This is a genomic window from Tumebacillus algifaecis, from assembly GCF_002243515.1.
GTDB classification, from domain to species: Bacteria; Bacillota; Bacilli; order Tumebacillales; family Tumebacillaceae; genus Tumebacillus_A; species Tumebacillus_A algifaecis.
This window is the reverse complement of record NZ_CP022657.1, coordinates 2,969,078-2,995,025: the sequence shown is the minus strand read 5'-3', so window position 1 is coordinate 2,995,025 and position 25,948 is coordinate 2,969,078. Positions and strand designations below refer to the sequence as shown.

Genomic DNA, 25,948 nt, shown 5'->3' with positions numbered 1-25,948 from the left:
CGTGCCTTAGGGCACGCCGTCATTGCTTGGTTGGTCGTTACCGCGCGCACGCCGTTTCCACTTCAGACTGAGGAAGCCGGGGATCAACCAGACGGTGATTTCCTCCAACTCCAAATTCATGAAGAGCATACGGTGTCACCTCCCTAAAGTGAAAGGCAACTGCAGACGACCGGTTTCCCGCTCTCATTTTATCGTTATGACACGTTTGCAATAAACATGACAAGTAGATCGATCAAGCGCATGGAATCTAAGGTCAGTCCAAGAGGCAAGCACACTCCGATTGCGATCAGTGTAACCCCTGCCAGCATCGGTGCATATTCTTTGATACGCTGCATGTGTATGACCGTCCTTTCCTTGCAATCTGTTATTCAAAAAGACGCGGGGAAGTTGGAAAAAGTTTCACCTCAGAATGATCTCAGAGCAAAAAGCGTCCTGCTGCGAGTGGCGGGACGCTTTTTTATCGATTTGAACTTATTTTGCTTTGCTATCGACAGCAGCTTTGATCGCATTGGCGACGTTGATCTGGCCATAGCCGTAGTACTCATCGTGACCTTCTGGGCCGAGGTCGTCAGCCGTGTTCTGTATGATGCTGCGCACCTCAGCAGGGCTGAGAGCCGGGTTGATCGAGCGGATAAGGGCGGCGACGCCTGCGACGTGTGGAGATGCCATCGACGTTCCGGACAGTGCGGCGTAGCGATTGTTCGGATACGTGCTGGGAATCGCAACACCAGGTGCAGAGACGGAGGTGTGTGGGCCAAAGTTGGAGAAACTGGCCGTCTCTTTTTGCTCGTCGTTGGCGGCGACGGCGATCACTTCTTCATAGGCGGCTGGATAGCTCGGGTCATCGATGCCATCGTTGCCCATCGCGGCGATGACGACCGCTCCTTTATCGTAGGCGTAGCGAATGGCGTCGTGCAGGTAATCGGAGCCTGCATACTCCCCAAGAGAAAGGTTGATCACATCTGCGCCGTGGTCGGCAGCCCAGATGATGCCGTCAGCAATGTCGAGCACCGAGCCGGAACCGTCAGCATCCATCGCTTTCACCGGCATGATTTTTCCGGCCCAGTCGATGCCAGCGATGCCTTCAAGATTGTTGGTGCGTGCTGCGATGACGCCCGCCACATGGGTGCCGTGGCCGTTGTCATCTTGCGGCTTATTCGTTCCAGTGAGCATGTTGCGCCCTTCGACCAATTGCCCTTTAAACTCCGGATGGTTCAAGTCAACGCCCGTGTCGACGACGGCGATGATCACGTTTGGGTCGCCAGTCGTGACTTGCCACCCCTTGTCTGCGGAGATCAGTGGAAGGTTCCATTGGTTGCTACCGTAATACATATCGTTTGGCTGTTCGACCGCGCGGCGCGATTCGACCGCCGCCGTGTTGGGGTGAAGTTTGACGTGCTGTTCGGCCAGTACTGCGTCTTTTTGCTTGAAGTAGGAAATCGCTTCTGAGGGGGCGATTCCAAAACTGAACAAATAAGTATGGCGTGAATTTTTGCGTAGGAGACTGCCGCCGATATCGCGCGAGTATTGGGCGATCTCCGCTTCGGTCAAGTCGCGTTTGAAGCGGACGACCAATTCATTTTGCATGATCTGGGCTTGTTTCACCCCGCGGTCTTGCACCGAAGTGACTCTGACTTTCCAAGCTGTCCCTTCAATGTTCGATTCTGCTTTTTTCCCGTTCAACTGCTGGACGTGAATGCCACCGCTTGGGCCGGATTCCGTTTTTTTCAACATCTCGTTTTTGCCGTCCATGCCAAGCAGCAGGGTGTTAGTACCCATCTCGCGGTCTTGGAGTGAGATCACTTGATGCAAGAGTCCCATTTCCACATCGGCCGATAAGGAGCCGGTGACATGGGAGTTGCCGTGCACCGGAACGCCGACAGTCATCGCGATTTTTTCTTTCGCGTCCTGCACATTTTTTTTCGTATAGAGATCGGAGATGTAAAAGTCGTCGTTCTGCGTGGTCTTGTAGGCTTGGTGATGCAAATCTTGGCGCAGCACGCGACCGATGGTGATCGGCTGGCCTTGATCATTTTGTAACGTCAGCGAGACGAATTGTGGATGCATCTTCAGATGATGCTCCATCATTGCCTTCTTCTCTGCTGTCGAGTGGAGATGGGCCAGATCATTGGTGATATTGGTCAGCATGATCCGGCAGTCCCGCACGCAAAGCGCCGCTGTGCGCGCAATGTCGCGTGCGACCAACTCTTCGTTGCCCCCCGCTTTTTTGGCGAGGATTCGTTGCACTTCTGCCGTGCGGGCGTTGTCAACGGTCGGTGGCTTTGCCGGGCCCGCTTCCGGGCGTTTAACCGGAAACGACTGCGCATCATGCCAGAACAAGGGAAGCATAAGGCCGACTGTGAGCGCTGTGATCACGCCCCATTTGGCGCGCCGATTCATACAGATACCTCCTTTGAGTCAACAGTTCCAATCTAGTATCTGCGCTCTTTGGCAGGAGTATGAACCGGGATGTTGCGGATACTACTGGAAGGTATGATCGGCACGGAGGTGGGGGGGCAAGCATGAAACATTCGTTTTTCCAGTTTGGCAAAAATCTTTGGGATCGCCATCTGCTGCATGCCTCACTCCCCAACTCGCTGTTTCAACTGGTCGTGTCACTGTGCATGATGGCGTTGATCTTTCGCTTCACTCCACCGTTTTTTGGCGGCGATCTGGAGACGGCGCGCAATTATTTGGCGACGGTGGCCTCGACGCTCGCGACCATTTTGGCCCTGTCGTTTTCGATGATCATGGTCGCGATCCAACTGACAGCGAGCAAGTACACGCATCGAGTGCTCGATTTTTTTGTCCGTTTTCCGTTCAATACGACTTTAATTTCGTTCTATTTCGGAACGATTTTTCATGCGATCTATCTGTTGTCGATGATTGAGGATCATCCCAGCGATCGGCCGTCCGATTGGTTAGCACAGGGGATGAGTGCCGATTTGTTGCTGTTGATCATGTGCTTTCTCGCCCTGATCGCCTATCTGTATTTTGTCATTCAACTGCTGAAGCCGGAGACGATCGTCTTTGCGATCCAGCGCGAATATATATCCGCTTATCGATCTGGTGATTACCAAGAGGCGCTGGACAAAGTGGAGCAGATCTGTGATATTGCGAAAAAAGCAGTTTCGGAGATGGATGCGGTGACGGCAGTGTTTTGTGTGGAAAATATTGCGGAGATGATGCATGGCGCAAAACTGCCCAGCGAAGATGCGGACGATGTGCTGTGGTATCACGAGAAGATCGTCGGGCAGTTGATCGGCATCGCGTCGATTTCATTTAAAGCCCGAGAGACTGCCGTGTCGGGGCGGATTTTGGATGAGTTGCACGAGATGGGCATGCGCTATGCGGAGAGCGGTTCTTTGCGGGCGGCCAGCATCGTCATCGATGCGTATGCACTGATCGTGCGCAACAACCTCGTCGGACAGCAGTTGATGAACATGATTCAGCAGGCGGTGGAGCAGATCTTTTCGATCACCTGCCATGTTGTGAAAAACCGCGAGATGTCGCGAGATACAGCGCGATTCGTGCTGGCCTCGTTTCAAAATCTAGGGGAGATCGGCAAACTGGTGATCAAAAATGAAACATACGGGCACAGCTTTGTCGCCAAAAGCATCGTCTCGCATGCGTTCGGGCAACTGCTCAGCACGATCGTGGGTCCAGAGGGGCACAAGACGCTCGGTGTGATGCGGGGGCTTTTGTTTGAGTATATGAAGCTGGCGAAACGGTTGATCTTGAAGTCGGAGATCATCGACATCGTCCAGATCACCACCTGGTTGCGCAAAGAGATGATTCCATACCGTGGGCAGGAGAAGCGCACCTATCCGTACCTGTATCTGTTCTTGCTGATGACAGCCGAAGCGGTCTATCTGCGGCGCACCGACATCGTGATGTTGCTGATCCGTGCGGTGGGCAAATATTTTGAACCCGACCAGAACCTGTTGCTCACACTCTGTCGGAGCAGGCTGGAAATACGGCGCTTTTTTGACTATCACGAACCGGAGCGCTACTTGATCAAAGCGTTCGTGCTCTGGCAAGGCTATCATGCGTACACAGCACAGTATCCCACCGGACCGGAACGGCAGATCGAGTTGAGCGGGGCGGTGGAGGATACGAGTACGTGGCGCGATCTGTTCGACGGGCTGGACCCAGAAACGTTTCTTGGCGGCGAAGCCGCACATTCGCGCAAATGATGCAGGATTTTGTCGCAGGCGGGTCGAATGGTACGACGAGAAGAGTTTGGGTGATTTTTACAAGCACCGTTGAAAGGAGTGTCCTACGATGCGCAATATTGGCTCGGGGAAGGTCGAATTTTTTGTGGTCGATGGTAGCGTTCGCGAGTATGAAGGGGAAGTGGAAATCAGTTCCGACCGTGTGGTGGTGACGGAGATCATTAACATCAACGGTCGCCCAGCTGGGGCTCGCGAGATCAACCTGCCCAAATCACAGTGTGTGATCTATTGGGTACCGGAAGTATACGAAGAAATGTAAGCAACAGGGTGACATACCGGCGGAGGTTTGGGCGGTATGTCATTTTTGATTCCCGCATTGGCTAAGGGAAGGGGGAGGGTCGATGCAGGGAAGCGAAAAAAGAAACCGCCGGGCCTGCGAAGGTGGCGGTTTCACTGCGTCTGCTATGTAAGAGGTTAAAACGATGTATGGCGGGCAAAGTGGTCGAGCACGCGCGACAGGTCTTCCTGCCAAAAGCCCCAAGTGTGGTCTTTGTCATACTCGGCGTAGTTGACATCGACACCGGCACTTTGCAACAGGTCGCGCATCTTGCGGTTTTGTCCCAGAATGTCGATCACCTTGCCGCTTGCTGATTGGAAGCGATCTTCCTGAAGACCGACGACCTGATAGATCGGCACGGTGGCGAGTTCTCGTCCTTTGGCTGTGACCCCTTCGTAAGAGGCGTCTTGAAAAGCCCCCGACTGCAAGGCGAGGTAATGGAACTTGCGGGGATAGGTGAGCAACGTGTGCAAGGCGGCGGTCGCACCGAGCGACGAGCCTAAGATGCCGCGTGCAGGTCCCATCGGGAAGGCAGCATAGCGTTCTTCGACAGTTGGAACCAGTTCGTCAGCAAAGAAGCGGACATACGCTTGGTGCTTGCTTCCTGCAGGATGATATTCCTCCCTGCGCACACTTTTGTCAACCGGGACGAAAACGACGAGAAATCGTCTGGCTTGTCTGTTTTGAAAGCGTTCGTTGAGCAGCGAGATCATGCGACCCATCGACTCGTAGTCAGAACCATCGTTGATGTAGAGCACCGGATATTTATAGAGCGGTGAGTAGTTGTGCGGCAGATAGACATGGATTTCGCGCGTTTCCCCCAAAAAGCGGCTTGGGATCTCCACGCGTTCCACTATGCCGGGCGGTTGCTTCTCGAGCGACATGAACATTCCTCCTCGTTCGATTCTTTCTTATTATACCATTCTCAAAGCTTGTCTGTTGTAGTATGCTTGTACGCATGAGTAAAACGGTTTTGAAAAGGAGCGTTCATGCTGTGAAGTCTTTTCTCAGAATTTTTCCGTACTTCTTGGTATTCGTAATCGTCTTTTTGCTGCAGATCAAGTGGGATGCGGAGAATCGCGTCCTACCGTTTTTGGAACCGTACGGACGTGAGACTTCGATCGGTACGGCTACGCCGAACCGTCCGGCGCAGGTGCTTGGTGATCAGCGCTATGCATGGCTGTCCGAGCAGGAATTGATCATCGCCACGATTGACCCAGCAAAGCAAACGAGCGAGTTGGAGAAACGTCCGGTCCCTTCTCCGGACATCTATACGACAACCACTTTTAGATACTCCGGCAATGATCTCTATTGGGTCGGGGCGAAGCGTGTGTTGAAACATGCAGCTTGGGAGAACGGTGCTTGGGGCGCTGTGACATCGTTTGACCCGGATGTGATTTCTATGGAACTGCTGGACCTTGGCGAGCAGTCCTACATCTTGGTCGGGACGGAGACTGGGCTGAAGATCTACGCCGCAACGGGGAACGAGTTGTCCACGGTGCAAAGTTTCCCGCTGAAGCGCACGGTGTACGTGGACGCTTCGGTCGATCAAAAGGGCATCGCCCACATCGGTGCGACCGAGCAAGTGGGCGCGGAGAGCTACAACCTGCTGTATTTTACGTTTGACGGAGCCACCCAAAAAGCGTCCGAATTTAAAACGGTGAAAGAGCTGTCTGTGGGCACATCGAACTTGGTCGATGAAACAGTTTTCGGGATCGATGAAACGCATGGCTACTATCTGATGACCTACAAATCATCGCGCAAATCGACCACGGAGCTGCGAGCCGTATCCTTTGCGTTGGCCGATCCCTCTCCGAAAACCGCGAAGGATATGAAACTGATTCCGAAGACGATGCTCGGTGAAAATGCGGCAAATTCCAACTCACCGTATGTCCGCCCTGTGCAGGAGAAGGGCCTGCAGTTTGCTTTTGTTGCCGACTATGGGAAAAATCCACGCAACGTGGGCAAAGAGGTTTTCTTCTCGACCTTGCAAAACGGTGAGTGGAAGCAAGATTTGGAGCGTGTCTCCAACACGAACAACATGGGGAGCAACCCGGTGTTTGAGAAACAGGGCGACTCGACGACGACCGTATTTCTGGTATTCGCCAAGTTGAAAACATATGATGTGCTGTACAACTCGAATGACCCGTCCTATGCAGCGGCCACCAATCACTTGGATCGGGATGACTACACGCGGGCGGCGATGGTAGTACCGCAGTATCTCGGCATGTCGGTCATGTTGCTCGTCATCGCCTTTGCATGGCCGATGCTACCGTTTGCGTACCTGTTCTATTTTGTCGTAAAAAAAGAGGACGCACTTTATGATCAGCCGAATCGACATCTGTTTGTCTCGGTGTTGTTGTACCTGGTGACACAGATCGTATTGTTCCTCGAATATGGTAAATTGGATTCGCTCTATACGTATATGCCGGAATGGATGCAGTCTGGATTCGCAGTGTCGGTGCTGTTTGTGGCCTTGGCTGCGCTCTCCTACTTATTTACCGCGCTCTATGCTCGCACTCGCTATGAGCGCAGTGCGATGGGCGAGTTCAGCTACTTCCTTGGCATCAACGTCTGGACGGCAATGCTTGTGCTGTCCTACTATCTGGCTGGTTGACGAAAACCCCTTATCCATGTGTTGCGGATAAGGGGTTTTGCCGTTCCCACACGGACGAGGCATCCATATGATAATCATGATCCTGTGGAAACGAGGTGATGGGCAGATGAAATTAGCACCGGGTAGCAAGTGGAGCAAACACCTGATTTTTTTGGCTAGCCCGGAACTGCGACATGATGTGCCGGAGACAAAACTCTATTCGAAAGCAACACTTGCTACGATGATCAATCGGCACGGGGAGGTATTCGTCAAGCCGGTCTACGGAGGCGGCGGATTTCGAATTTTTCGCGTGAAAAGGTTGGCGGGTCGCTTTGAGGTCAAAATGGAGCATCAAAAGCGAGTCGTGAGCAGTTTGGATTCGGTTGTTGCTTGGATTGACAGCGTGCGCAAAGGCAGTCGCTTTTTGGTGCAGCAAGGGATCGCGCTTGCCAAGTGGAGAGGGCGCCCAGTTGACGTGCGCACCATCGTCCAGAAAAATGAAGCGGGCAGATGGGAAGTCACTCGCCTCTTTGCCAAGGCGGCGGGAAGTGGCCTCGCCGTCACGAACTTGGTGATCGGGGGATCGGCCTTGACAGTGCGCGCGTATTTGATGAGCAACGGGTATACGTCTCAAAAGGCGCAGTCTGCGATCCGGCGGTTAAAAGCGAAGTCGGTGCGGATCGCCAAGCGCTTTGGCGGGAGATATTCGAATGCGATCTACGGGCTGGACATCGGGTTGGATCGACAGGGTAAATTTTGGTTGATCGAAGTGAACACCGCACCGCAATTGAGCATTTTTAAAAAAGGGACGTTGAGTCGGTCGGATCAGCGGTCGTTGATGCTATGGAATCTGCATGGCAAGGTCAACCGGGCCGCCGAAGTGCATCGCGGCAGTTGGCGGCGCCACAAGTAAAAGGAGGGTGTGTGTCGGCGCGTCTCCTTTTTATGCCGCTTGTTTTTATGTCATGATGCGCGAGTAGAGGGAGCGAAACGCTTGGCTCGTTTTGGGCCATGAGAACTGCTCTTCGACGCGCCGTCGGCCATTTGCTCCGTATTGCTGGCACAGTTCTTTGTTGGACAGCAAGGCGTTGATCTCTTCAGCAATCGCGCACGGGTCGGTGTACGCCTCAACGAGCCGACCGCTGACATTCTGCGCGACCGATTCACAAAGACCCCACTTGGCACTGGCGAGGACAGGGATGCCAGCGGCTGATGCTTCAAGATTGACGAGGCCGAACGCTTCAGGGAGTTGTGAGGCGCATACGAACAGGTCGGCCGCTACATAGAAATCGGACAGCGAGGACTGGGGGAGAAAGCCAAAGAAGCGCACAGGCAACCCGGATATTTTATCACGTACCTGAGCATGAAACGCATTGTTATTGGCGTGCGGATGTCCGCCGATGATCCACAGTTCGCTGTTGGGGTGTGTCTTGAGGACGCTTCGAAACGCGTCGATCACTTGGACGATGCCTTTGCGCGGGATGAAGCGGCCGATGGTGAGCACGATGTTTTGGTCGTTCGAGATGTGGTAGCGTGCGCGAAGCTCGGCGCGCCGTGCTGCCCCTTCGGTCGAAAAGCGTGATGGAAACTGTTGCAAATCTACGCCAGGGTGGATGACGTTCACTTTCGCTGGTTGCAAGAACGGGTAGCGATCCAGCAGATCGTTTTTGAGAAACTCACTGTTGACCACAAGGGCATCCACGCGATGAAAAACGTGGCGGATCGTGATCGCGGAGAAGTTTTGGATCAGGACGTTGGAGTGCAAATTGAGCAGAAGCGGGATGCGAGGCTTGATTTTTTTGATATGGAGGAGCAGTGGGATCGAATTTTCAATATGGAAAAGATCGGGTGTCGGTGTCTGCTTCAGATCTTTTCGCAAGAAATGGCGATAGGACTTGCTGTCGATCGCAGGAAACGTGCGGGTGGTGAGCTGTATGGGGGCGTTCGGTTGTGCAGGCGATTCTCCGACGCCGTAAAGCAGAACCGGTTCGGTGCGGGCAAGTTGAGTGGCGAGGTGCCAGAGGTAGATTTCAACAGAGGTACAGGCAGCAGGCGGAAAAGGGAAATTGCCTGGCGCAATGCAAGAGATGGTCATCGGGCGTACTCCCCTCGTATACGTAGTGCTTGCAGTATACGAGGGAGTGACCCGTGTTGGGATTAGGAACCGGTACTTTGGTATTTGTTGATGCTAAAGTTCCAAAAGCGTATGGCGAGCAACGTCAGCAACAAGGCGACGAGCGGCGCATACCAAGTCAGGAAGCCGAAAGGAACCTGATCGATTTTGCCGAGGAACAGGAGCGAGGGGTAGTAGTTCATAAAGGCAAACGGCAGGAGGATCGTGACGATCCCGCGCAGCACGTTGTTGAACATATCGAGCGGATATTGTTGCACCACGCCCCAAGAGAAGAGGGAAGCGGCGTTCACGATCGCCCGCGAGCGAGTGGTGAAGAACGACGTGCAGGCCAGAATCAACGTCAGAGTCGCTTCGACAAGGGCGGAGGACAGCGCGATCACGCCAAACCAGAGGAACATCCACCAACTCCATTCGAGGTGTAAGTTCTGATAGCTCAGTGTGAGCATCGATAAGGCGAGCAACACGTCCCCGATGCCTAAGTAATGGACTTCACGGCCCAAAAATTGCACCAGCGGGTTGGCGGGACGGGTCAGGAGCTGGTCAAATGTCCCTTCGACGATAAACTGCTCCAGCATGTTGATGTGGCGGAAAAAAATGGCGCGGATGCCATGGCCGAGCAGCCACAGGTTGTACAAAAAGACGATTTCCCAAAATAGCCAGCCGTTCAGGTCATGGAACCGGCTCAACAAGACCCATGAGGTGGCCAGCGTGCCCGCATTCAGAATAAACACGCCGAGGATGCCCATGAGAAAGTCGGCGCGGTATTCGAGGCGAGCGAGGACGGCCGCACGCAACAAGGCCAGATACACGGTCAAATTTTCGCGCATCGGACTCACCCTCCTTGTACGACCAAATGGCGGTGGATTCGGCTCCAGATCAAGCGGGAACAGAGAAGCAACCCGAGAATCCAAGCCGTTTGGATCAACAGATTTTGCCAGATTTGATCGGCGGTGAACACGCCGCTGAAGATGCCAAGCGGGGTATAGAAGATCGCCTGAAACGGCAGCGCGTACAAGAGTGGCTGCAAGACGTCCGGATACATCCATAGCGGGATGATCTGCCCCGAGGCAAAGCGCACGAGTGCGAAATAGGTGAACATGAAGCCGAGCAGATCGAGCGTTTTAAACGAGATGAGTCCGAAGAGAAAGTTGCAGAAAAACAGAATCACCCATGCTTGCAGCAAGGCGAGCACGAAGGCCAGCGCTTGCACAAAGCTTGGTAACATCAGGTCGAATAAAAAATAGGCGGCGACCAAAGGCGGTAGCAGGAAAAAACAGACCCGCGTCACCATCAGCCCGAAGTTGCGAGCCATCATGTGCAACATAAAATCGACCGGTTTCATCAGGTCGGACGTGATCATGCCCATCCGCACTTGGGTTTGAATGTAGGTGTGCACGCCTTCGTCGATGGACAGCACAGAGCCGATCAGCATCCCGAGCACCGCATATGTGATCATCTGATTTAAACTCATCGACCCGAACGATTCGGGCGTCTGAGTAAACAGGACGCGCCAGAGTGTGGCGACGACATACAACTGCAAAAACAGGCCGAGCATCTCCATCCAGAAGTTGAGGCGGTATGCCGATTGCTGGAAGAAGAGCTGTCGGCTAAACGTCCAGAACAGCGACATGCGGCTCCTCCTTCTTCCGCCCGTTCATCCCGGTCTCGTAGATTTCGCGGACGATCGACTCGATCTCCGGCTCCTCGACGGTCAGGTCGCGGATCGTGTGCGTTTTCGCAATGTTCATCATCACGTCCGATGCGTTCAGTCGATCGCGGTTGTAAGACAGCCACACACGAGCTCCTTCTTCACGCAACACGCGCGTGCCAGGGATGTCAAGCGAGTAGGGGGCGTCGTCCAACTCGACGATCAAGGTGCGTTCGCTGCCAAATTGCGATTTCAAATGGTCGATCGAGCCGTCATAGAGAATCTTGCCGTCGTCGATGATCGCCATGCGTTTGCATAGCTTTTCGATGTCGGTCATGTCATGGGTGGTGAGCAACACGGTCACACCGCGGTCGCGGTTAATCTCACGGATAAAGGTGCGCAGTCGCTCTTTCGCCAGCACATCGACGCCGATGGTCGGCTCGTCCAAGAAAAGAATCTGCGGGTCGTGCAGCATGGCCGCAGCCAAGTCGGCGCGCATGCGCTGGCCGAGGGAAAGTTGGCGCACCGGCGTGTTTTCAAATTCGTGGAGCTCCAGCAGTTCGCGAAAGATGTTGAGATTTTTGTTGTAGCGACTGTCTGGAATTTTGTAGATCGTCTTCAGCACTTTGAAACTTTCAATCACCGGAATGTCCCACCAGAGCTGCGTTTTTTGTCCGAACACGACGCCGATGTTCTGGGCGTGTTCGCGGCGCTGTTTCCATGGGACAAGCCCGGCGATGCTCAGTTCTCCTGCAGTCGGGACGAGAATCCCGGTCATCATTTTGATTGATGTGGATTTGCCCGCGCCGTTCGGGCCGATGTAGCCGAGCATCTCTCCTTCTTGTACTTCGAAGGTGATGTCATCAACGGCGGTATGAGTCAGATAGTTGGTATTCCACAGATTTCGGACCCCTGAGAGAAAGCCGGTTTTCGGGATCAAACGATTAAATTCTTTTCGCAGATTGCGAACTTCGATCAAAGCCACAGGTTCTTCGCCTCCATTCCAACATAATAGCACAGTCCGGCTGCTCACGTATGTGAGTAAGGTCGCGAAAAAGACCCGATCATCTGGCTGGGCAGATGATCGGGTCTTTTTCGCGCGAGTGGTCTGACACTGTGCGCTCGTCAAATGGCGAGCGAATACAAACTGTCCGATCGGAGCTCATGGAACAGCCGTGTGGCTTGTTGAGTGGGCGAGAGGAAGAGTCAATCGGCAACAATCCCCGTTTGGCGTGTGCAGAGATGATCAAGAAGGGCGTAAGGTCTCGGTCGCCAGCGCGTTCGGTGTGACATACAGCGTCTTCTGATTGTCGTACAGCACAAAGCCAGGCTTGGCACCGTTTGGCTTCCAGACGTGTTTGATCAATGTGTAATCGACAGGCACTTGACTCGATTCGCGGCCTTTGCTGAAGAAAGCGGCGAGTTGAGCTGCTTCGAGCAGCGTGGTTTCCGGCACCTCTTTGGCTCTGATGATGACATGACTGCCCGGGATGTCTTTTGTATGAAGCCAGGTGTCAGTATTGTGGGCGAACTTCATGGTCAGGAATTCGTTTTGGCGGTTGTTCTTGCCGACGAAAAGCTCGATCCCGTCCGAGGAGACATAGCGTTCCGGCTTGACGGGGACTTCTTTTTTCTTCGGTGGCTTTTTGCCTTTGGGCAGTGGCTTTTGCTTGATTTTCAAATAGCTTTCCGCCTGCAGCTCTTCGCGAATCTCTTCGATGTCGCTCCACGTAGCGCTGGAGAGCTGTTGCAAGACATTTTCCAGATACAGAATTTCCGATTTTGTTTCGGCGATCTGTTGGTGGAGGATCGGGATCGATTTTTTGACCTTGTTATATTTTTTGAAATAGCTCTGGGCGTTTTCGTTTGCCGACAGGGCTGGATCGAGCGGAACGCTCAGATCACTCATGTTTTCGTCGTAAAAGTTTTGCACGATGACCTGCTCCATGCCTCGCTCGATTTGGTAGAGGTTGGCAGTGATCAGTTCGCCGTAGATGCGGTACTGTTCGGCTTCGGATGATTCTTCGATCATCGTTTCAAATTTGGTGATTTTGTTGATGTTCTTCTGCAATTCGTTGGACAGCAGGCGCTCTAAGTCTTGCGAGCGCTGGCGTAGCGCATCGCGCCATGCCTTCTCAGAGTAGAAGCGCTCGATCGTTTCGCTGATCGTCGCATAGGTATGCGGTTCGCCTTCGACATGGGTGAGAGCAATGCAGGAGAACGCTTTGGGATTCTGTTCCTGAAAGACGATGGTCGGCCGATAGTTGTGTTCGCGACAGTCGGAGATGATGCTTGCAAACGTTTGCCATTCCTGATCGGGAGTTGACACTTCGGCGTGAAGTCGGAACAGGGCCTCTTTCGCGAGCAACGGCGAGATACCGGTGAAGGAACCGACAAGAAATTTGTCAAAGGCGAGGTCTTTGTGCTCTTCGCGCAGGGCTTGAAAGTGGCCGAGCGAGATGTCGAATGGGTTCTCTTTGCCTTGTTCCGGAGGCTCGATATAGGTGCGGCCAGGCAGCACTTCACGGTGGCGGGAAGTGCCATAGTTGACGTGAACGAGGGAGTCGAGGATGCGGTTTTCGGCAGGGTCGAGCAGGATGACGTTGGAGTGGCGGCCCATGATCTCGACAACGAGGATGCGTTCGGTCAGGTCGCCAAGTTCATCGCGGTTCTCGATGGCGATATGCAGGATGCGCTCATTGCCTTGCTGTTCGATGCGCGTGATACGGCCACCTTCGCAGTGTTTGCGCAACAACATGCAGAACATGGGTGGTTCGGTCGGGTTCTGACCTTTGTAGTCCTGCACCAGATGCACTCGCGGAAACGAGGCGTTGGCGGTGAGTAGCAATTTATAATTGTTGCCACCACGACGGATTTGCAAGAGCAGATCGCGGTCGAGGGGCTGATAGATTTTATCGACACGGCCAGTCAGAAGCAGTTCGGTCAGTTCGTGCGCTACAGCGCTTAAAACGATGCCGTCAAATGCCATGGATGATCACCTCGAGATAAGAAAAGGCACTTCCGTATCAAGGGAACGTGCCAGTGTTTACGCCATTATACTTGGGATTTGATGGGATGGCAATGGGGGGATATACTGAAGGGAAACTGGCTGGAAACGAAAGGGGTGGAGCGCATGATGATCGGGTGTGCGACCGTGGAGGGCACAATGGAACTGGCAAGGGAGCATCCGGAGCTCAGCTACCAAGAGCTCGGGCGGACGGGATGGCTGGTCAGTCAGGCTGGATTTGGCTGCTACCGAGTGGATGTGCGCGAGGAAGAGCATCGGAACGCACTGCGCAAAGCGCTACTGTCCGGGGTGAATTTGATCGACACGAGTGCCAACTATGCGGACGGAAGGTCGGAGGAATTGGTTGGCGCTGTGTTGGCGGAGATGCTGGCAGACGGTGCTGTGGAGCGTTCACAGGTGGTGGTAGTGTCAAAAGCGGGGTATTTGCAGGGACAAAACTATCGGCTGAGTCAAGAGCGTAAAGCAAACGGCCGACCGTTTCCAGATCTGGTGTTGTACGGTCAAGGTCTGGAACACTGTATCCATCCGGAGTTTTTGGAGGACCAGTTGACTCGTAGTTTGGAGCGTTTGCAGATGCAACAGCTCGATGTGTACTTGCTACACAACCCGGAGTATTTTTTGATGTGGGCCAAGCAGAACCAAGTGTCGGTAGAAGCGGCACGCGCTGAGTATGAGCGGAGGCTTGAATTGGCGTTTCGACATTTGGAGAACGAGGTGGAGAAGGGGCGGATTTTGTGCTATGGAATTTCCTCCAATACATTTGGGGCAAGCGCAGCGGAGGAGACGCACACATCGCTTGAGCGAGTGTTGAAACTCGCCGAGAACGTGTCGTCCGACAATCGCTTACGGGTGATTCAGCTCCCGATGAATCTAGTGGAGACGGGCGGTATGACCGAAGGGAATCAGATGGGCGGTGCAAGCGTGGTTCAGTTGGCAGCCCGGCAGAGGATCGGTGTATTGATCAATCGGCCATTGAATGCGTTCACAGGCCAAACAATGGTGCGGTTGGCCGATGTGGAAGCGGTGTCGGTTGATGAGGAAAGGATTGGGGCGATGCTCTCACAATTGCTACAGGCTGAGCAGAAGTTGAGTTCGATCCTGTTACCCGCTTTGTTACTAGAGGCGGAAGCACGAGAGAAAGTGGCCGATCGGCTGTCGGTCGGTGCGTTGCTGAAGCAGCATTGGCAGAGCTTTTCGACGCAGGACCATTGGCGGGAGGTGCAGGTGCAATTTTTGGTGCCGACTGTGCAAGAAGGGGTTCGGACACTGCTTGAGTATGAGCGGTTGGATGGGGAAGTGACAGCATGGGTGGAGTCTTATGTGGCCGACATCAATCGGGTGCTGTCCGAGGTGACCGCCTATTATCGCTTTCAGGCAGCCGTGCAGATTGAGCACATCAAAAACAGTGTTGCGACGGCCGACAAGGAATGGGCAGCCGAAAGCTTGAGTGGTATGGCGCTGCGAGCACTGCGCTCGACTTCTGGAGTGACTACTGTGCTGGTTGGGATGCGCAGGGAGGCGTATGTGGCTGATGTGGTGGCGGAGTTACAGCAACAAGCGACGGTCAAGGATCGTGGCGAAGCCTGGGCACGGATGAAGAATTCGCAGTGGTGAATTGCATTAAAAAAGGCTGTGACGGCAGGCGTCAACAGCCTTTTTTGTGTGGATTTGTTGCGATTTGCTGTTGGTGTTTAGTGGAGAGAACGCAAACGATCTTTCGAGGATGTGCAAGCGGCGAGGTGCGAGTTAGCGGCGCTTCTGGTTCATCACTCTCAGCACCTGATTGAAATGGGTCTCTTGATCTTCTTCCGATTGGCGAATCGTATCATAGACCTGTTGGAAGCGCTCGTCGAGCAGTTGCAGATTTTTCTCGGAACGTTCTTGGATAAAGGCTAGGATTTTCTCCTCACCTAGTTCCAAGTTTACCAGTCGTTGCTCCATGGTGGTCATCTGTTGCTCCATGGCGGTAAATCGTTGCTCCAGATTGGTCACTTGTTGCTCCATGGCGATAATTCGTTGTTCCATGGCGGTAAATCGTTGTTCCATGTGTTGCTCGATCTTGGCCAGCCGTTGCTCATGCAGGTCCAATCGGACATTGACCTGGTGGAGTCCCGCTCGCATCTCCTCCTGCATGGATTGAAATCGTGTCTCCCACTTTTCATCCAGCGCGTGGAATTGCTCCTCCATATGGCTGATGAGCCGGGCCTGCATGTGGGCGAAGAGATCTAGGAACCTTTCTTCTGTGATCATGTTGGATGCTCCTCTCTACTAAAATTCGAATTCGTTGTCAGTATAAATGACATTCGATCTGTAAAGGAAGCCCCAGGACTTTTTTTAATCATTTTGAAGGTCGTTCAACGTCGGTGCGGACTTGTCATGCTTGGTCTACCCGCCATGGGTCAAGCATAGACATGTTCTCAGGACAACGATGTGAAAAAAGGGGTGGCACCTGGTGCAGAAGAATCATTGGCACACGATGGACGTACATGATGTACTCCAGTTGCTCTCCGTGCCGCCGGACGGCCTGACCAGCGGAGAGGTCGAAAAACGGCGTGACCAGTTCGGAGAGAACAGACTGAACGAAGCAGAACAAAAATCATGGCTGACTTTGTTCCTCAACCAGTTCCGTGATTTTATGGTGTTGGTACTGCTCGCTGCAACGTTGGTTTCCGGTCTGCTTGGCGAACATGCAGATGCGATCACCATTATCGCGATCATCATCGTCAATGGGTTTCTCGGCTTTTATCAAGAACTTCGCGCAGAAAAATCACTCGCATCATTAAAACAGCTCACCGCTCCGACTGCCCACGTGCTACGCGATGGTCAGAAGATCAGCGTGGCCGCTACCGAGCTCGTCCCAGGTGACGTAATTTTCTTGGAAAGCGGCGACCGAGTCCCGGCTGATGTCCGCATCCTCGAATGCGCCGGGCTGGAGGCGGAGGAAGCGGCCCTGACCGGGGAATCGCTTCCAGTTCAAAAATCGATCCTTGCGATCCCGGATGTCAATGCTGCACTCGGCGATCGCAAAAACATGGCCTACATGGGAACGATGATCACGCGAGGCAAAGCGAAAGCGATCATCACCGCCACTGGCATGCAGACCGAGATGGGCCGCATCGCCGATCTGATTCAAACGGCAGAAGAGACAGAAACGCCACTTCAGCGCCGCCTCGACCAACTTGGCAAGATTTTGGTCTATGTAGCGCTTGGCATCACCGCAGTCGTCGTACTCGCTGGGATCATGCATGGCAACGACATGTACACCATGTTCTTAGCAGGTGTTTCGCTGGCCGTAGCTGCGATCCCTGAAGGTCTGCCTGCCATCGTCACCGTCGCATTGGCACTAGGCGTTCAGCGCATGATTAAACGCAAAGCGATCGTCCGCAAACTCCCCTCTGTTGAAACGCTAGGCGCGGCCACTGTGATCTGTTCCGACAAGACCGGGACACTGACCCAGAACAAAATGACCGTTCAGCGCGTCTGGATCGGTGGTCAGTTTTATGAAGTATCGGGCACAGGCTATGAGCCGATGGGCGAGTTTCACTGCGCGGGCAAACAAGTGGACCCCACCCGCCGCCCCGATCTGTTGCGCTTGCTGGAAGTTTCCGTGCTCTGTAACAACGCGGTGCTCTTCCAAGATAAACAGAAGAAGCATACGGCTTGGGCGGTGCAAGGTGACCCGACCGAAGGGGCTTTGATGGTGCTTGCCGCCAAAGGCGGTCTGCACGGCCCGGACATGGAGGCGTCTCAGCCGCGGCTGGACGAGATTCCGTTCGACTCAACTCGCAAAATGATGTCGGTGTTGACCCGCGATCAAAAAGGGAACCTATTCATGCTGACAAAAGGCGGTCCCGATGTGCTGTTGGAGCGTTGCGGGTACATGTTGATCGATGGCAATGTCACGCCGCTGACCGGGTCGTTGCGCAAAGGCATCATGCAAGCCAACACGACGATGGGGAGCGAAGCGCTGCGCTGCCTTGCTGTCGCTTACCGTCCGCTGCGGCATGAAGGGCAGTTTAAAGAGCACGAGCCGGAGCGCGATCTTGTCTTTGTCGGCTTAATCGGCATGATCGACCCGCCGCGCCAAGAAGTGTATGATGCGATCGCCCGCACAAAAAAAGCGGGAATCAAAACGATCATGATCACCGGAGACCATCAGGTGACCGCCGAAGCGATCGCGCGCCAGCTAGGAATCCTGCCACACGGCGGTTTGACAGTCAACGGACACGATCTTTATAATATGTCTGATGAAGAACTACAAGCCCGCGTCGAAGATATTTTTGTCTACGCTCGCGTTTCACCTGAACATAAACTTCGGATCGTCAAAGCGTTGCAGGCGCGCGGACATGTGGTCGCGATGACAGGAGATGGCGTCAATGATGCCCCGGCGATCAAAGCGGCCGACATCGGCATTTCGATGGGGCAAGGCGGCACTGATGTGGCGAAAGATGCATCCGCGCTGATCCTTTCTGACGACAACTTTGCCACGATCGTCGCCGCCATCGAGGAAGGTCGCGGGATCTATGACAACATTCGCAAGTTTGTCCGCTATCTGCTCGCCTCCAACGTCGGCGAGATCGTCACGATGTTCATCGCGATGATGATGGGGATGCCGCTCCCACTGGTGCCGATTCAAATCCTTTGGGTCAACCTTGTCACAGACGGTCTGCCTGCGATCGCGCTTGGTGTCGATCAGGCAGAGCGAGATATCATGCACAAGCCGCCACGCAATGTACGCGAATCGATTTTTGCCCGCGGTCTCGGTTTCAAAATCCTTTCCCGCGGCATTCTGATCGGTTTGGCGACGCTCGGTGTCTTCTGGTTCACCTTGCAGATGGAGCCGGATAATCTGGTCAAAGCGCAGTCGATGGCCTTTACAACGCTCGTCATGGCGCAGTTGATTCACGTGTTCGACTGTCGCAGTGTCGAAGGCGGTATCTTCTCCCGCAACTTTTTTGAAAACAAATGGCTGATCGCATCGGTCATCTCTTCGCTCGTTCTGCTGCTCGGTGTCATGTACATCGAAGCGTTCCAGCCGGTGTTCCGCACGGTTGCGTTGGGTCCGATCGACTGGGTGATTGTGATGGTGGCCGCCTCCATCCCGACGTTTGCCCTCGCGGCGCGCCGTATGACCAACAGAGGAACGAATCGACTGGGCTTTTCCGATGCTAGGAGGAAATAAAGACTTATGAAATTTACCAAAATGCATGGTCTCGGCAATGACTTTGTAGTCGTTGCCGAGTTTTCTTCCGTTCCAGAAGGGATTTCAGAACTTGCACAACAGGTTTGTGACCGCCATTTTGGCATCGGAGCGGATGGGCTGGTGTTGGTCTTGCCGCATGAACAAGCCGATTTTGCAATGCGTATTTTCAATGCGGACGGAACTGAGGCTGAACAATGCGGCAACGCGGTTCGCTGTGTGGCAAAATACGTGTACGATAAAGGGCTGACCGACCGACCGGAAGTCCTGCTCGAAACTCGCATCGGCATCCAACGACTGCAATTGTTCACCGAAGCTGGCCAGGTGACGCAAGTGACGGTGGATATGGGCGAGCCGATCTTGACCGCTGAAAAAATCCCGACGACAGCAGCCTCGGAGCGAGTTGTCAACCATCAGGTCACCGTCGCCGACGGGGAGTTTCCAGTTACGGCCGTCTCGATGGGCAACCCGCATGCTGTGATTTTTCTGTCAGACTTGGCTACGGTCAACCTGCACCAAACTGGCCCACAGATCGAAACACACCCGTTTTTTCCGCGGAAAACCAACGTGGAATTTGTCCAAGTGAACGCTGATGATGATGTGACGATGCACGTTTGGGAGCGCGGCTGCGGTGAAACGTTGGCTTGTGGCTCAGGAGCTTGTGCGGTGGTGGTGGCAGGCGTTTTGACAGGCAAGACCTCTCGAGAGACGACCGTACATCTTAAAGGGGGCGACCTGCGCATCGAGTGGCGGGAAGCGGACAACCGCGTCTATATGACCGGTCCTTCGGTCATCGTTTTTGAAGGCGACTTCTAATAAAAGAAGGGATCACTTTGCCACAAGCACTTTTTTCATGGCGGGTGATCCTTTTTGCTTGCATCTTGCCAAGAAATTGCGTAATATGAGCAGGAAACGCCCGAAATTCAACGAAAACCTGTTTTGATACATATTTCCAAAGTAGGATCGTGGCGAAAGAAGGGAATCTCGATGCTCAAAAGCATGACGGGGTATGGACGAGCCGAAGCGACAGACTACGGGTACCGCGTCCTCGTCGAGATCAAAGCGGTCAATCATCGCTATGCGGAAGTTATGGTTCGCATGCCGCGCGACTACCTGATGTTTGAAGATGGGATCAAAAAGGTCATCTTGGAGCGCGTATCGCGAGGCAGGTTGGACTGTTACATAACCATTGAAATGACGGAGCGCCGAGGTAGCACCGTCACTTTTGATGAGGAATTGGCGGTTCATTTCAAAGCGGTTGCCGACTCGTTGGCCGAACGGCTTGGGATGGCGGAGCGCTTGTCGCTTGCCGACTTATTGCGCCAGCCGGATGTGGTGACGGTCAGACAGGAAGAGAGCGATCCCGAACAACTTGGCCACCTGCTTATGCAGTTGACTGCTGTGGCGGCGGACGACCTTGTTTCGATGCGCCAAGCGGAAGGAGCTCGTCTGGCTCAAGATCTCGTGGCGCGCATTGCGCGACTACGTGAACTTGTAGGCGCCGTCTCTGTCCGTTCACCGCTTGTGGTGAGCGACTATCGGGAGCGTTTGGAGAAACGTCTGCGGGAAGCGCTCGACGGACAGGCGTTCACGTTAGATGAAGCTCGTCTTTTGACCGAGGTGGCCGTGTTGGCCGACCGTGCCAGCATCGTGGAAGAGCTGGTGCGGCTGAATAGTCACTGCGCTCAGTTCCGAGAGATGATCCAAGGGGCTGAACCGATCGGCCGCAAGCTCGATTTTTTGGTGCAAGAGATGAACCGTGAAGTGAACACGATCGGTTCCAAAGCGAACGATCTGCAGATCGCTCAGCATGTGGTAGAGATGAAAGCCCTGTTGGAACAGGTCCGTGAACAAATTCAAAACGTAGAATAACAGCCTTTCTTTGGTATCAGAAGATACCTTCCTGGCAACAATGCAGGCAGAGAGGTTGCGAAATTAGGAGGAATGGGTCGTGAGTATTAAACTGATCAATATCGGGTTTGGGAATATCGTTTCCGCCAATCGCATCGTTTCGATCGTCTCTCCTGAGTCCGCGCCGATCAAGCGGATCATTCAAGAGGCGCGCGATCGTGGCATGCTGATCGACGCGACATATGGACGCAGAACCCGTGCCGTCATCATCACCGACAGCGATCATATCATTTTGTCGGCTGTACAGCCGGAGACAGTGGCACACCGTCTGGTAGCAAAAGATAACAGCCAAGACGACGAAGAGTAAAACCACAACGTCCGGAAGGGGTAGAATGATGGTACAGAAAGGGTTGCTCATCGTCTTGTCAGGTCCGTCCGGAGCAGGAAAAGGGACGGTCTGTAAGGCACTGCTTCCGAGCATGAACACGACACACTATTCCGTTTCCTGTACGACGCGTCAGCCGCGCGAAGGTGAAATGGAAGGCATCAACTATTTTTTCAAAAGCGTCGAGCAGTTTCAGGACATGGTCAAACATGACGAACTTCTGGAATGGGCCGAAGTATATGGAAATTATTACGGCACACCGCGCAAATATGTCGAGGAGACGTTGAACGCGGGTGAAAATGTGTTGCTTGAAATCGATATCCAAGGTGCGCTGCAAGTAAAAGAGAAATTTCCAAACGGCGTCTTCATCTTCCTGATTCCCCAAGCCTTGATGAGCTGAAAAGCCGTATCATCGGGCGTGGTTCGGAAACGGAAGAATCGTTCAACCGCCGCTTTGGTGCAGCTACCGATGAGATGAAATACATTTCTGAATATGACTATGTGGTTGTCAATGACGTCGTGGATAACGCTTGCGAGAAGGTACGCAGTATCATCACGTCCGAACTGTGTAGCGTTTCCCGCAATTTGGAATACTATAATCGATTGGTTCAAAAGGGGGGCAAGTAAAATGATTTATCCTTCCATTGATAAATTGATGCATCTGGCAGACAGCAAATACTCGCTGGTCGTGGCCGCATCGAAGCGCGCCCGCCGCATTCAAGACGGTGCAGAAAAGATGGTTCACATTCAAACGAACAAGAATGTCACAGTTGCACTGAACGAAATTTCGGAAGAAAAGGTGCGTTTTGTGCGCACAAAAGACGGCATTAAGTAAACACGACAAGAAACAACCTCATCGCGGGTTGTTTCTTTTTGTAAAAAGAGAGATTGTCAGAAGACAGAAGAGGAGAAGGTCACTATGCTCAAGGGGAAAACGATCGTGCTCGGCGTGGCCGGCGGGATCGCTGCTTTTAAGGCAGCATCACTGGCCAGCGCCTTGACCAAAGCTGGAGCGGACGTGCATGTCATCATGACCGAATCGGCACAAAAGTTCATCACCCCGCTCACCTTTCAAAGCCTGACCAAAAAGCCAGTGTATCTGGATACCTTTACGGAGCCCGATCCATCCGAACTGGCACATATCGCCCTTGCTGACAAAGCAGATCTGATCGTCGTAGCACCGACCACCGCGAACGTGATCGGGAAAGTGGCAAGCGGCATAGCAGATGATATGCTGACCACGACGATCATGGCATCAACCGCACCCGTTTTGTTCGCCTTGGCGATGAACGTAAACATGTATCACAACCCAATCGTGCAAGACAACATCCAGTATTTGCAGGAAAAGGGGTATCTGTTCGCCGAGCCGAACGAAGGGTATCTGGCTTGCGGGTGGACCGGAAAAGGCCGCTTGATGGAGCCGGAGGAGATTGCAGCCTGGATCGGAGATTTTTTTACAAAACGAGAGCCGCGACAAGATATGTCCGGTCTTCGAATTTTGATCACGGCAGGACGCAACGCGGAACCGATCGACCCGGTGCGCTTCGTCACCAATCGCTCGACAGGCAAGATGGGGTACGCCATCGCAGAAGCGGCTGTGCAAAGAGGAGCGCTGGTCACCTTGGTCACCGGACCGTCTGAACTGCGCCCGCCAGCAGGCATCACTACCATCAGCGTCCAGACAGGTCAAGAGATGCATGACGCGGTGATGGCGCATGTGGACGTGCAGGACGTGATCATCGGTGCGGCGGCAGTTGCCGATTACCGCCCCAAGTTGCGCCATGAGCAAAAGTTGAAGAAAAAGGATGGCCCGCTGGTGATAGAGTTTGAGCGCAATCCGGACATCCTGCTCGAAGTTGGCAAAAGAAAGCGGGCCGATCAAGTGCTGGTCGGCTTTGCTGCGGAGACCGAAAACGTGTTGGAGAATGCGCGCGGCAAATTGGAACGGAAACAGGCAGACCTTTTTGTGGCCAACGATGTATCGCAGCCAGGGGCTGGATTCGGCACGGACACCAACATCGTCACACTGGTGGACCGTGCAGGTGATACGCCGCTTCCTCTGCTTCAAAAGCGCGATGTTGCCGATCAAATCCTCAATCGTGTGCTCGAATTGAGAGAACGAGGCCCCGTTTCATGAGTTCCAAACGCTTTGCGGAAGTGATTGTCGAGTTAAAATCATCGCAGGTGGACCGCCCGTTTCATTATGAGGTGCCAGACCACTGGCAGCAACAGGTCGAGATTGGCACCCGCGTGTTGGTGCCATTTGGTCCGCGCAGACTGGAAGGCTACATCGTCGGCTTTTCGATGGCAGCCGAAGTGACCAAGACCAAGCCGATTCTGGAGGTGCTCGACGACGAACCGCCGCTGACGCCCGATTTGGTGCAGTTGGCAGGTTGGCTTTCCGAACGCTATCTCTGCACGACAGCTGCAGCAGTCCAAGCGCTGTTGCCAAGTGGGATGCGAGCCAAAGCGAGTACGACGCTGCGTCTGGCAGACGAGCTGCCCTTCGTGCAGCCTGGATCGTTGGAAGCTGATCTGTTGCAAGCGCTTTATGAGTCGCCGAACAAAACGAAGGAGCAGTTGATCGCAGAGCGCCCCGAATGGCGACCGATCCTACGCGCGTGGGTCGCAGCGGGCATCTTGATCGAATCATACCGTATCAAGCAAGGGGCACAAGTCAAAACGATCACCTGTCTACGGTGCACGCTTGACGCGACCCGCTTTCCGGCGGCACTCGAAGCGTTGGGCCGCGCCAAAAAGCAAAAAGAGGTGCTGGCCTTTTTGTTCGATCGAGATGATGCTGTGCCGATGAAAGACGTGCTGAGCGAACTGAGCGCATCCTCTTCCACGTTGAAACCGCTGTTGGAAAAGGGTTACATCCAAAAAGAAGAGCAGGAAGTGCTCCGCGACCCGTATGGCATCGTCCATGGACAAAAGGAACAGCCATTGCCACTTACCGAACTACAGCGAGCCGCGTATGACCAGATCGCAGCAGCGGTGGACAGCCGAAAACCGGAAACTTTTTTGCTGCAAGGTGTCACAGGTTCGGGCAAAACGGAAGTTTACCTGCAGGCGATCGCCTCCTGTGTCGCACAGGGAAGGCAAGCGATCATGCTTGTGCCGGAAATCTCGCTGACACCGCAAATGGTCGAACGTTTCAAAAAGCGGTTTGGCGACGATGTGGCGGTGATGCACTCGCGCTTGTCGGCTGGCGAAAAATTTGATGAGTGGCGGCGAATTCGTCAAGGCGATGTGACCATCGTGGTCGGGGCCCGTTCCGCCATTTTTGCACCGTTTCATTCGATTGGTCTGATGATCGTCGACGAAGAGCATGAAGTGTCCTATAAACAGGACGACCATCCGAAGTACCTCGCCCGAGAAGTGGCGATGTACCGGGCCCGTCAACATGGTGCCACCGTCGTGCTCGGTTCGGCCACGCCTGCGCTTGAGACTCGCTGGTGGGCACATCAAGGTCAGATCAGGCGCATCGAGATGTCGGAGCGCGTCATGGGGCAGCGCCTGCCCAAAGTCAAAGTGATCGACATGCGCAATGAGCTTCAGGAAGGCAATCGCTCGATGTTTTCCACCGTTTTGCAAAAAGAAATGGAGAAGCGATTGGAAACAGGAGAGCAGATCATTCTTTTTTTAAACAGGCGCGGTTTTGCGACCTTCGTTTTATGCCGCTCTTGCGGATATGTCGCCCGTTGCCCGGAATGCGAAATCCCGCTCACCTTTCATAAGGCGCGCGGGTTGGAACAACTGCGCTGCCATTACTGCGGGTATGCCGAAAGGATGCCAAACATCTGCCCGGATTGCCAAGGTGACCATGTGCGTCATTTCGGAACAGGCACACAGCGGGTCGAAGAGGAACTGAATCGCGTCTTCCCGGAAGCGAACGTGATCCGCATGGACGTGGACACCACATCGGGCAAAGGGTCGCACGCAGTGCTCTTGCAGCGTTTTCGAAATCAAGAAGCACAGATCTTGCTCGGCACGCAGATGATCGCCAAAGGGCTCGATTTTCCCAACGTCACGCTGGTAGGTGTCATCTCTGCCGATACGTCGCTGTTCGTGCCCGATTTTCGGGCGGCGGAACGCACGTTCCAACTGCTCACACAGGTGGCGGGGCGCGCGGGACGTCATCAATTGCCGGGCGAAGTGGTCATTCAATCCTATAATCCACAGCATTACGCTGTTCAATTTGCGAAAAAGCAAGAATATGAAAACTTTTTTCAACATGAAATTCGCGTGCGCCACGCTGTGCACAACCCGCCGTTTCGCGAATTGACTGCGTTCACATCGGTCAATGTGAACGAAACTGAGGCGCTGCGCATCGCACGCACGGTGGAAGATCGGCTGCGCATCCTGTTTCAGGGGCGAGACGACGTGATCATCCTCGGCACTTCTCCGGCGCCACTATCCCGGTTGCAAGGGAAATTCCGCTTCAATGTTGTGGTCAAGTATGTGCGCTTCAAACAGGTCGGTGCTTCGATTCGCACCGTGTATCTGGAAGCGGCGCAGGAAGCACAAAAAGCGGGTGGCTACCTGTCGATCGATGTCAACGCGCAAATGATCCTGTAAGCGGGAAATCTTC

22 protein-coding genes and 1 pseudogene are annotated in these 25,948 nt (G+C 53.9%); 13 read left to right on the top strand and 10 right to left on the bottom strand.

All coding sequences use genetic code 11. The annotated features are described in order from the left end of the window. Window positions 1-6: 6 nt before the first annotated feature. From CIG75_RS21455 to CIG75_RS12615, 3 genes are all read right to left on the bottom strand, one after another. Entirely contained in the window at window positions 7-129 is a 123-nt protein-coding gene (locus CIG75_RS21455; RefSeq protein WP_265415033.1) for a hypothetical protein, read from the bottom strand. A 65-nt stretch (window positions 130-194) separates the two neighbouring features. Next, the gene (locus tag CIG75_RS20945) at window positions 195-335 is read right to left on the bottom strand and encodes a hypothetical protein (protein ID WP_172844457.1); all 141 of its coding nucleotides are present in this window, start codon (window positions 333-335) and stop codon (window positions 195-197) included. A gap of 136 nt (window positions 336-471) precedes the next feature. Beyond that, window positions 472-2,400, bottom strand: a complete 1,929-nt coding sequence (locus CIG75_RS12615; RefSeq protein WP_227874218.1) for a S8 family serine peptidase — start codon at window positions 2,398-2,400, stop codon at window positions 472-474. A 122-nt stretch (window positions 2,401-2,522) separates the two neighbouring features. Here CIG75_RS12615 and CIG75_RS12610 point away from each other — a divergent pair, with 122 nt between their 5' ends. Both CIG75_RS12610 and CIG75_RS12605 read left to right on the top strand, forming a co-directional pair. Beyond that, window positions 2,523-4,196 (top strand): DUF2254 family protein, encoded by a 1,674-nt coding sequence (locus CIG75_RS12610; RefSeq protein ID WP_157729536.1) that lies wholly within the window; start codon window positions 2,523-2,525, stop codon window positions 4,194-4,196. A gap of 88 nt (window positions 4,197-4,284) precedes the next feature. Then, the gene (locus tag CIG75_RS12605) at window positions 4,285-4,494 is read left to right on the top strand and encodes a hypothetical protein (protein ID WP_094236982.1); all 210 of its coding nucleotides are present in this window, start codon (window positions 4,285-4,287) and stop codon (window positions 4,492-4,494) included. Window positions 4,495-4,649: 155 nt separating this feature from the next. On the opposite strand, the gene CIG75_RS12600 is transcribed toward CIG75_RS12605, so the two are convergent. Then, the gene (locus tag CIG75_RS12600) at window positions 4,650-5,396 is read right to left on the bottom strand and encodes an alpha/beta hydrolase (protein ID WP_157729535.1); all 747 of its coding nucleotides are present in this window, start codon (window positions 5,394-5,396) and stop codon (window positions 4,650-4,652) included. 110 nt (window positions 5,397-5,506) lie between these two features. On the opposite strand from CIG75_RS12600, the gene CIG75_RS12595 reads away from it, so the two are divergent. Both CIG75_RS12595 and CIG75_RS12590 read left to right on the top strand, forming a co-directional pair. Beyond that, complete coding sequence (locus tag CIG75_RS12595) at window positions 5,507-7,129, top strand: hypothetical protein (protein ID WP_094236980.1); 1,623 nt, start codon at window positions 5,507-5,509, stop codon at window positions 7,127-7,129. 67 nt (window positions 7,130-7,196) lie between these two features. Further along, complete coding sequence (locus tag CIG75_RS12590; protein ID WP_094236979.1) at window positions 7,197-8,021, top strand: YheC/YheD family protein; 825 nt, start codon at window positions 7,197-7,199, stop codon at window positions 8,019-8,021. Between the two features lie 45 nt (window positions 8,022-8,066). Here CIG75_RS12590 and CIG75_RS12585 read toward each other — a convergent pair whose 3' ends face one another. From CIG75_RS12585 to CIG75_RS12565, 5 genes are all read right to left on the bottom strand, one after another. After that, the gene (locus CIG75_RS12585; RefSeq protein WP_094236978.1) at window positions 8,067-9,203 is read right to left on the bottom strand and encodes a glycosyltransferase family 4 protein; all 1,137 of its coding nucleotides are present in this window, start codon (window positions 9,201-9,203) and stop codon (window positions 8,067-8,069) included. Window positions 9,204-9,265: 62 nt separating this feature from the next. Continuing rightward, window positions 9,266-10,069, bottom strand: a complete 804-nt coding sequence (locus tag CIG75_RS12580) for an ABC transporter permease (RefSeq protein ID WP_094236977.1) — start codon at window positions 10,067-10,069, stop codon at window positions 9,266-9,268. A gap of 5 nt (window positions 10,070-10,074) precedes the next feature. Continuing rightward, on the bottom strand, window positions 10,075-10,872 hold the full coding sequence (locus CIG75_RS12575; RefSeq protein WP_094236976.1) for an ABC transporter permease: 798 nt from the start codon (window positions 10,870-10,872) through the stop codon (window positions 10,075-10,077). Then, window positions 10,850-11,875: an ABC transporter ATP-binding protein gene (locus CIG75_RS12570; RefSeq protein WP_094236975.1), complete on the bottom strand. Its 1,026-nt coding sequence runs from the start codon at window positions 11,873-11,875 to the stop codon at window positions 10,850-10,852. The genes CIG75_RS12575 and CIG75_RS12570 overlap by 23 nt, the downstream gene beginning before the upstream one ends. A gap of 261 nt (window positions 11,876-12,136) precedes the next feature. Then, window positions 12,137-13,879: an Rqc2 family fibronectin-binding protein gene (locus CIG75_RS12565; protein ID WP_094236974.1), complete on the bottom strand. Its 1,743-nt coding sequence runs from the start codon at window positions 13,877-13,879 to the stop codon at window positions 12,137-12,139. Window positions 13,880-14,023: 144 nt separating this feature from the next. On the opposite strand from CIG75_RS12565, the gene CIG75_RS12560 reads away from it, so the two are divergent. Continuing rightward, window positions 14,024-15,532, top strand: a complete 1,509-nt coding sequence (locus tag CIG75_RS12560; RefSeq protein ID WP_157729534.1) for an aldo/keto reductase — start codon at window positions 14,024-14,026, stop codon at window positions 15,530-15,532. 132 nt (window positions 15,533-15,664) lie between these two features. Here the strand turns inward: CIG75_RS12560 and CIG75_RS12555 are convergent, their stop codons facing one another. Beyond that, a complete protein-coding gene (locus CIG75_RS12555; protein WP_094236972.1) occupies window positions 15,665-16,168 on the bottom strand; it encodes a hypothetical protein in 504 nt (167 codons plus the stop codon). A 202-nt stretch (window positions 16,169-16,370) separates the two neighbouring features. Between CIG75_RS12555 and CIG75_RS12550 the strand changes: the two genes are divergently transcribed. The 8 genes and pseudogenes from CIG75_RS12550 to priA all read left to right on the top strand — a co-directional run bounded on the left by CIG75_RS12550 (window position 16,371) and on the right by priA (window position 25,935). After that, a complete protein-coding gene (locus CIG75_RS12550; RefSeq protein ID WP_407701263.1) occupies window positions 16,371-19,100 on the top strand; it encodes a calcium-transporting P-type ATPase, PMR1-type in 2,730 nt (909 codons plus the stop codon). Window positions 19,101-19,106: 6 nt separating this feature from the next. Further along, entirely contained in the window at window positions 19,107-19,934 is an 828-nt protein-coding gene (gene dapF / locus CIG75_RS12545; protein WP_094236971.1) for a diaminopimelate epimerase, read from the top strand. A 171-nt stretch (window positions 19,935-20,105) separates the two neighbouring features. Further along, window positions 20,106-20,990 (top strand): YicC/YloC family endoribonuclease, encoded by an 885-nt coding sequence (locus CIG75_RS12540; RefSeq protein ID WP_094236970.1) that lies wholly within the window; start codon window positions 20,106-20,108, stop codon window positions 20,988-20,990. Window positions 20,991-21,069: 79 nt separating this feature from the next. Continuing rightward, window positions 21,070-21,336 carry an extracellular matrix/biofilm regulator RemA gene (remA, locus tag CIG75_RS12535; protein WP_087457736.1) on the top strand — a complete coding sequence of 89 codons (267 nt, stop codon included), beginning with the start codon at window positions 21,070-21,072 and terminating at the stop codon, window positions 21,334-21,336. Between the two features lie 25 nt (window positions 21,337-21,361). Next, window positions 21,362-21,981: pseudogene (gmk, locus tag CIG75_RS12530) on the top strand (guanylate kinase). A 1-nt stretch (window position 21,982) separates the two neighbouring features. Further along, a complete protein-coding gene (gene rpoZ, locus CIG75_RS12525; protein WP_094236969.1) occupies window positions 21,983-22,189 on the top strand; it encodes a DNA-directed RNA polymerase subunit omega in 207 nt (68 codons plus the stop codon). Window positions 22,190-22,273: 84 nt separating this feature from the next. Then, the gene (coaBC, locus tag CIG75_RS12520) at window positions 22,274-23,491 is read left to right on the top strand and encodes a bifunctional phosphopantothenoylcysteine decarboxylase/phosphopantothenate--cysteine ligase CoaBC (protein WP_094236968.1); all 1,218 of its coding nucleotides are present in this window, start codon (window positions 22,274-22,276) and stop codon (window positions 23,489-23,491) included. Beyond that, window positions 23,488-25,935, top strand: coding sequence for a primosomal protein N' (gene priA, locus CIG75_RS12515; protein WP_094236967.1), 2,448 nt, complete (start codon window positions 23,488-23,490; stop codon window positions 25,933-25,935). Before coaBC ends, priA begins: the two co-directional genes overlap by 4 nt. Window positions 25,936-25,948 lie beyond the last annotated feature (13 nt).

Bases quoted from the DNA above. Each gene is read 5' to 3' on its own strand.
- CIG75_RS12585 (WP_094236978.1), bottom strand. From the start codon at position 9,203: ATGACCATCTCTTGCATTGCGCCAGGCAATTTCCCTTTTCCGCCTGCT.
- CIG75_RS12580 (WP_094236977.1), bottom strand. From the start codon at position 10,069: ATGCGCGAAAATTTGACCGTGTATCTGGCCTTGTTGCGTGCGGCCGTC.
- CIG75_RS12590 (WP_094236979.1), top strand. From the start codon at position 7,197: ATGATAATCATGATCCTGTGGAAACGAGGTGATGGGCAGATGAAATTA.
- CIG75_RS12575 (WP_094236976.1), bottom strand. From the start codon at position 10,872: ATGTCGCTGTTCTGGACGTTTAGCCGACAGCTCTTCTTCCAGCAATCG.
- rpoZ (WP_094236969.1), top strand. From the start codon at position 21,983: ATGATTTATCCTTCCATTGATAAATTGATGCATCTGGCAGACAGCAAA.
- CIG75_RS12565 (WP_094236974.1), bottom strand. From the start codon at position 13,879: ATGGCATTTGACGGCATCGTTTTAAGCGCTGTAGCGCACGAACTGACC.
- CIG75_RS12610 (WP_157729536.1), top strand. From the start codon at position 2,523: ATGAAACATTCGTTTTTCCAGTTTGGCAAAAATCTTTGGGATCGCCAT.
- CIG75_RS12600 (WP_157729535.1), bottom strand. From the start codon at position 5,396: ATGTCGCTCGAGAAGCAACCGCCCGGCATAGTGGAACGCGTGGAGATC.
- CIG75_RS12605 (WP_094236982.1), top strand. From the start codon at position 4,285: ATGCGCAATATTGGCTCGGGGAAGGTCGAATTTTTTGTGGTCGATGGT.
- CIG75_RS12540 (WP_094236970.1), top strand. From the start codon at position 20,106: ATGCTCAAAAGCATGACGGGGTATGGACGAGCCGAAGCGACAGACTAC.
- CIG75_RS12560 (WP_157729534.1), top strand. From the start codon at position 14,024: ATGATGATCGGGTGTGCGACCGTGGAGGGCACAATGGAACTGGCAAGG.
- CIG75_RS12615 (WP_227874218.1), bottom strand. From the start codon at position 2,400: ATGAATCGGCGCGCCAAATGGGGCGTGATCACAGCGCTCACAGTCGGC.
- CIG75_RS21455 (WP_265415033.1), bottom strand. From the start codon at position 129: ATGCTCTTCATGAATTTGGAGTTGGAGGAAATCACCGTCTGGTTGATC.
- priA (WP_094236967.1), top strand. From the start codon at position 23,488: ATGAGTTCCAAACGCTTTGCGGAAGTGATTGTCGAGTTAAAATCATCG.
- dapF (WP_094236971.1), top strand. From the start codon at position 19,107: ATGAAATTTACCAAAATGCATGGTCTCGGCAATGACTTTGTAGTCGTT.
- CIG75_RS12555 (WP_094236972.1), bottom strand. From the start codon at position 16,168: ATGATCACAGAAGAAAGGTTCCTAGATCTCTTCGCCCACATGCAGGCC.
- CIG75_RS20945 (WP_172844457.1), bottom strand. From the start codon at position 335: ATGCAGCGTATCAAAGAATATGCACCGATGCTGGCAGGGGTTACACTG.
- coaBC (WP_094236968.1), top strand. From the start codon at position 22,274: ATGCTCAAGGGGAAAACGATCGTGCTCGGCGTGGCCGGCGGGATCGCT.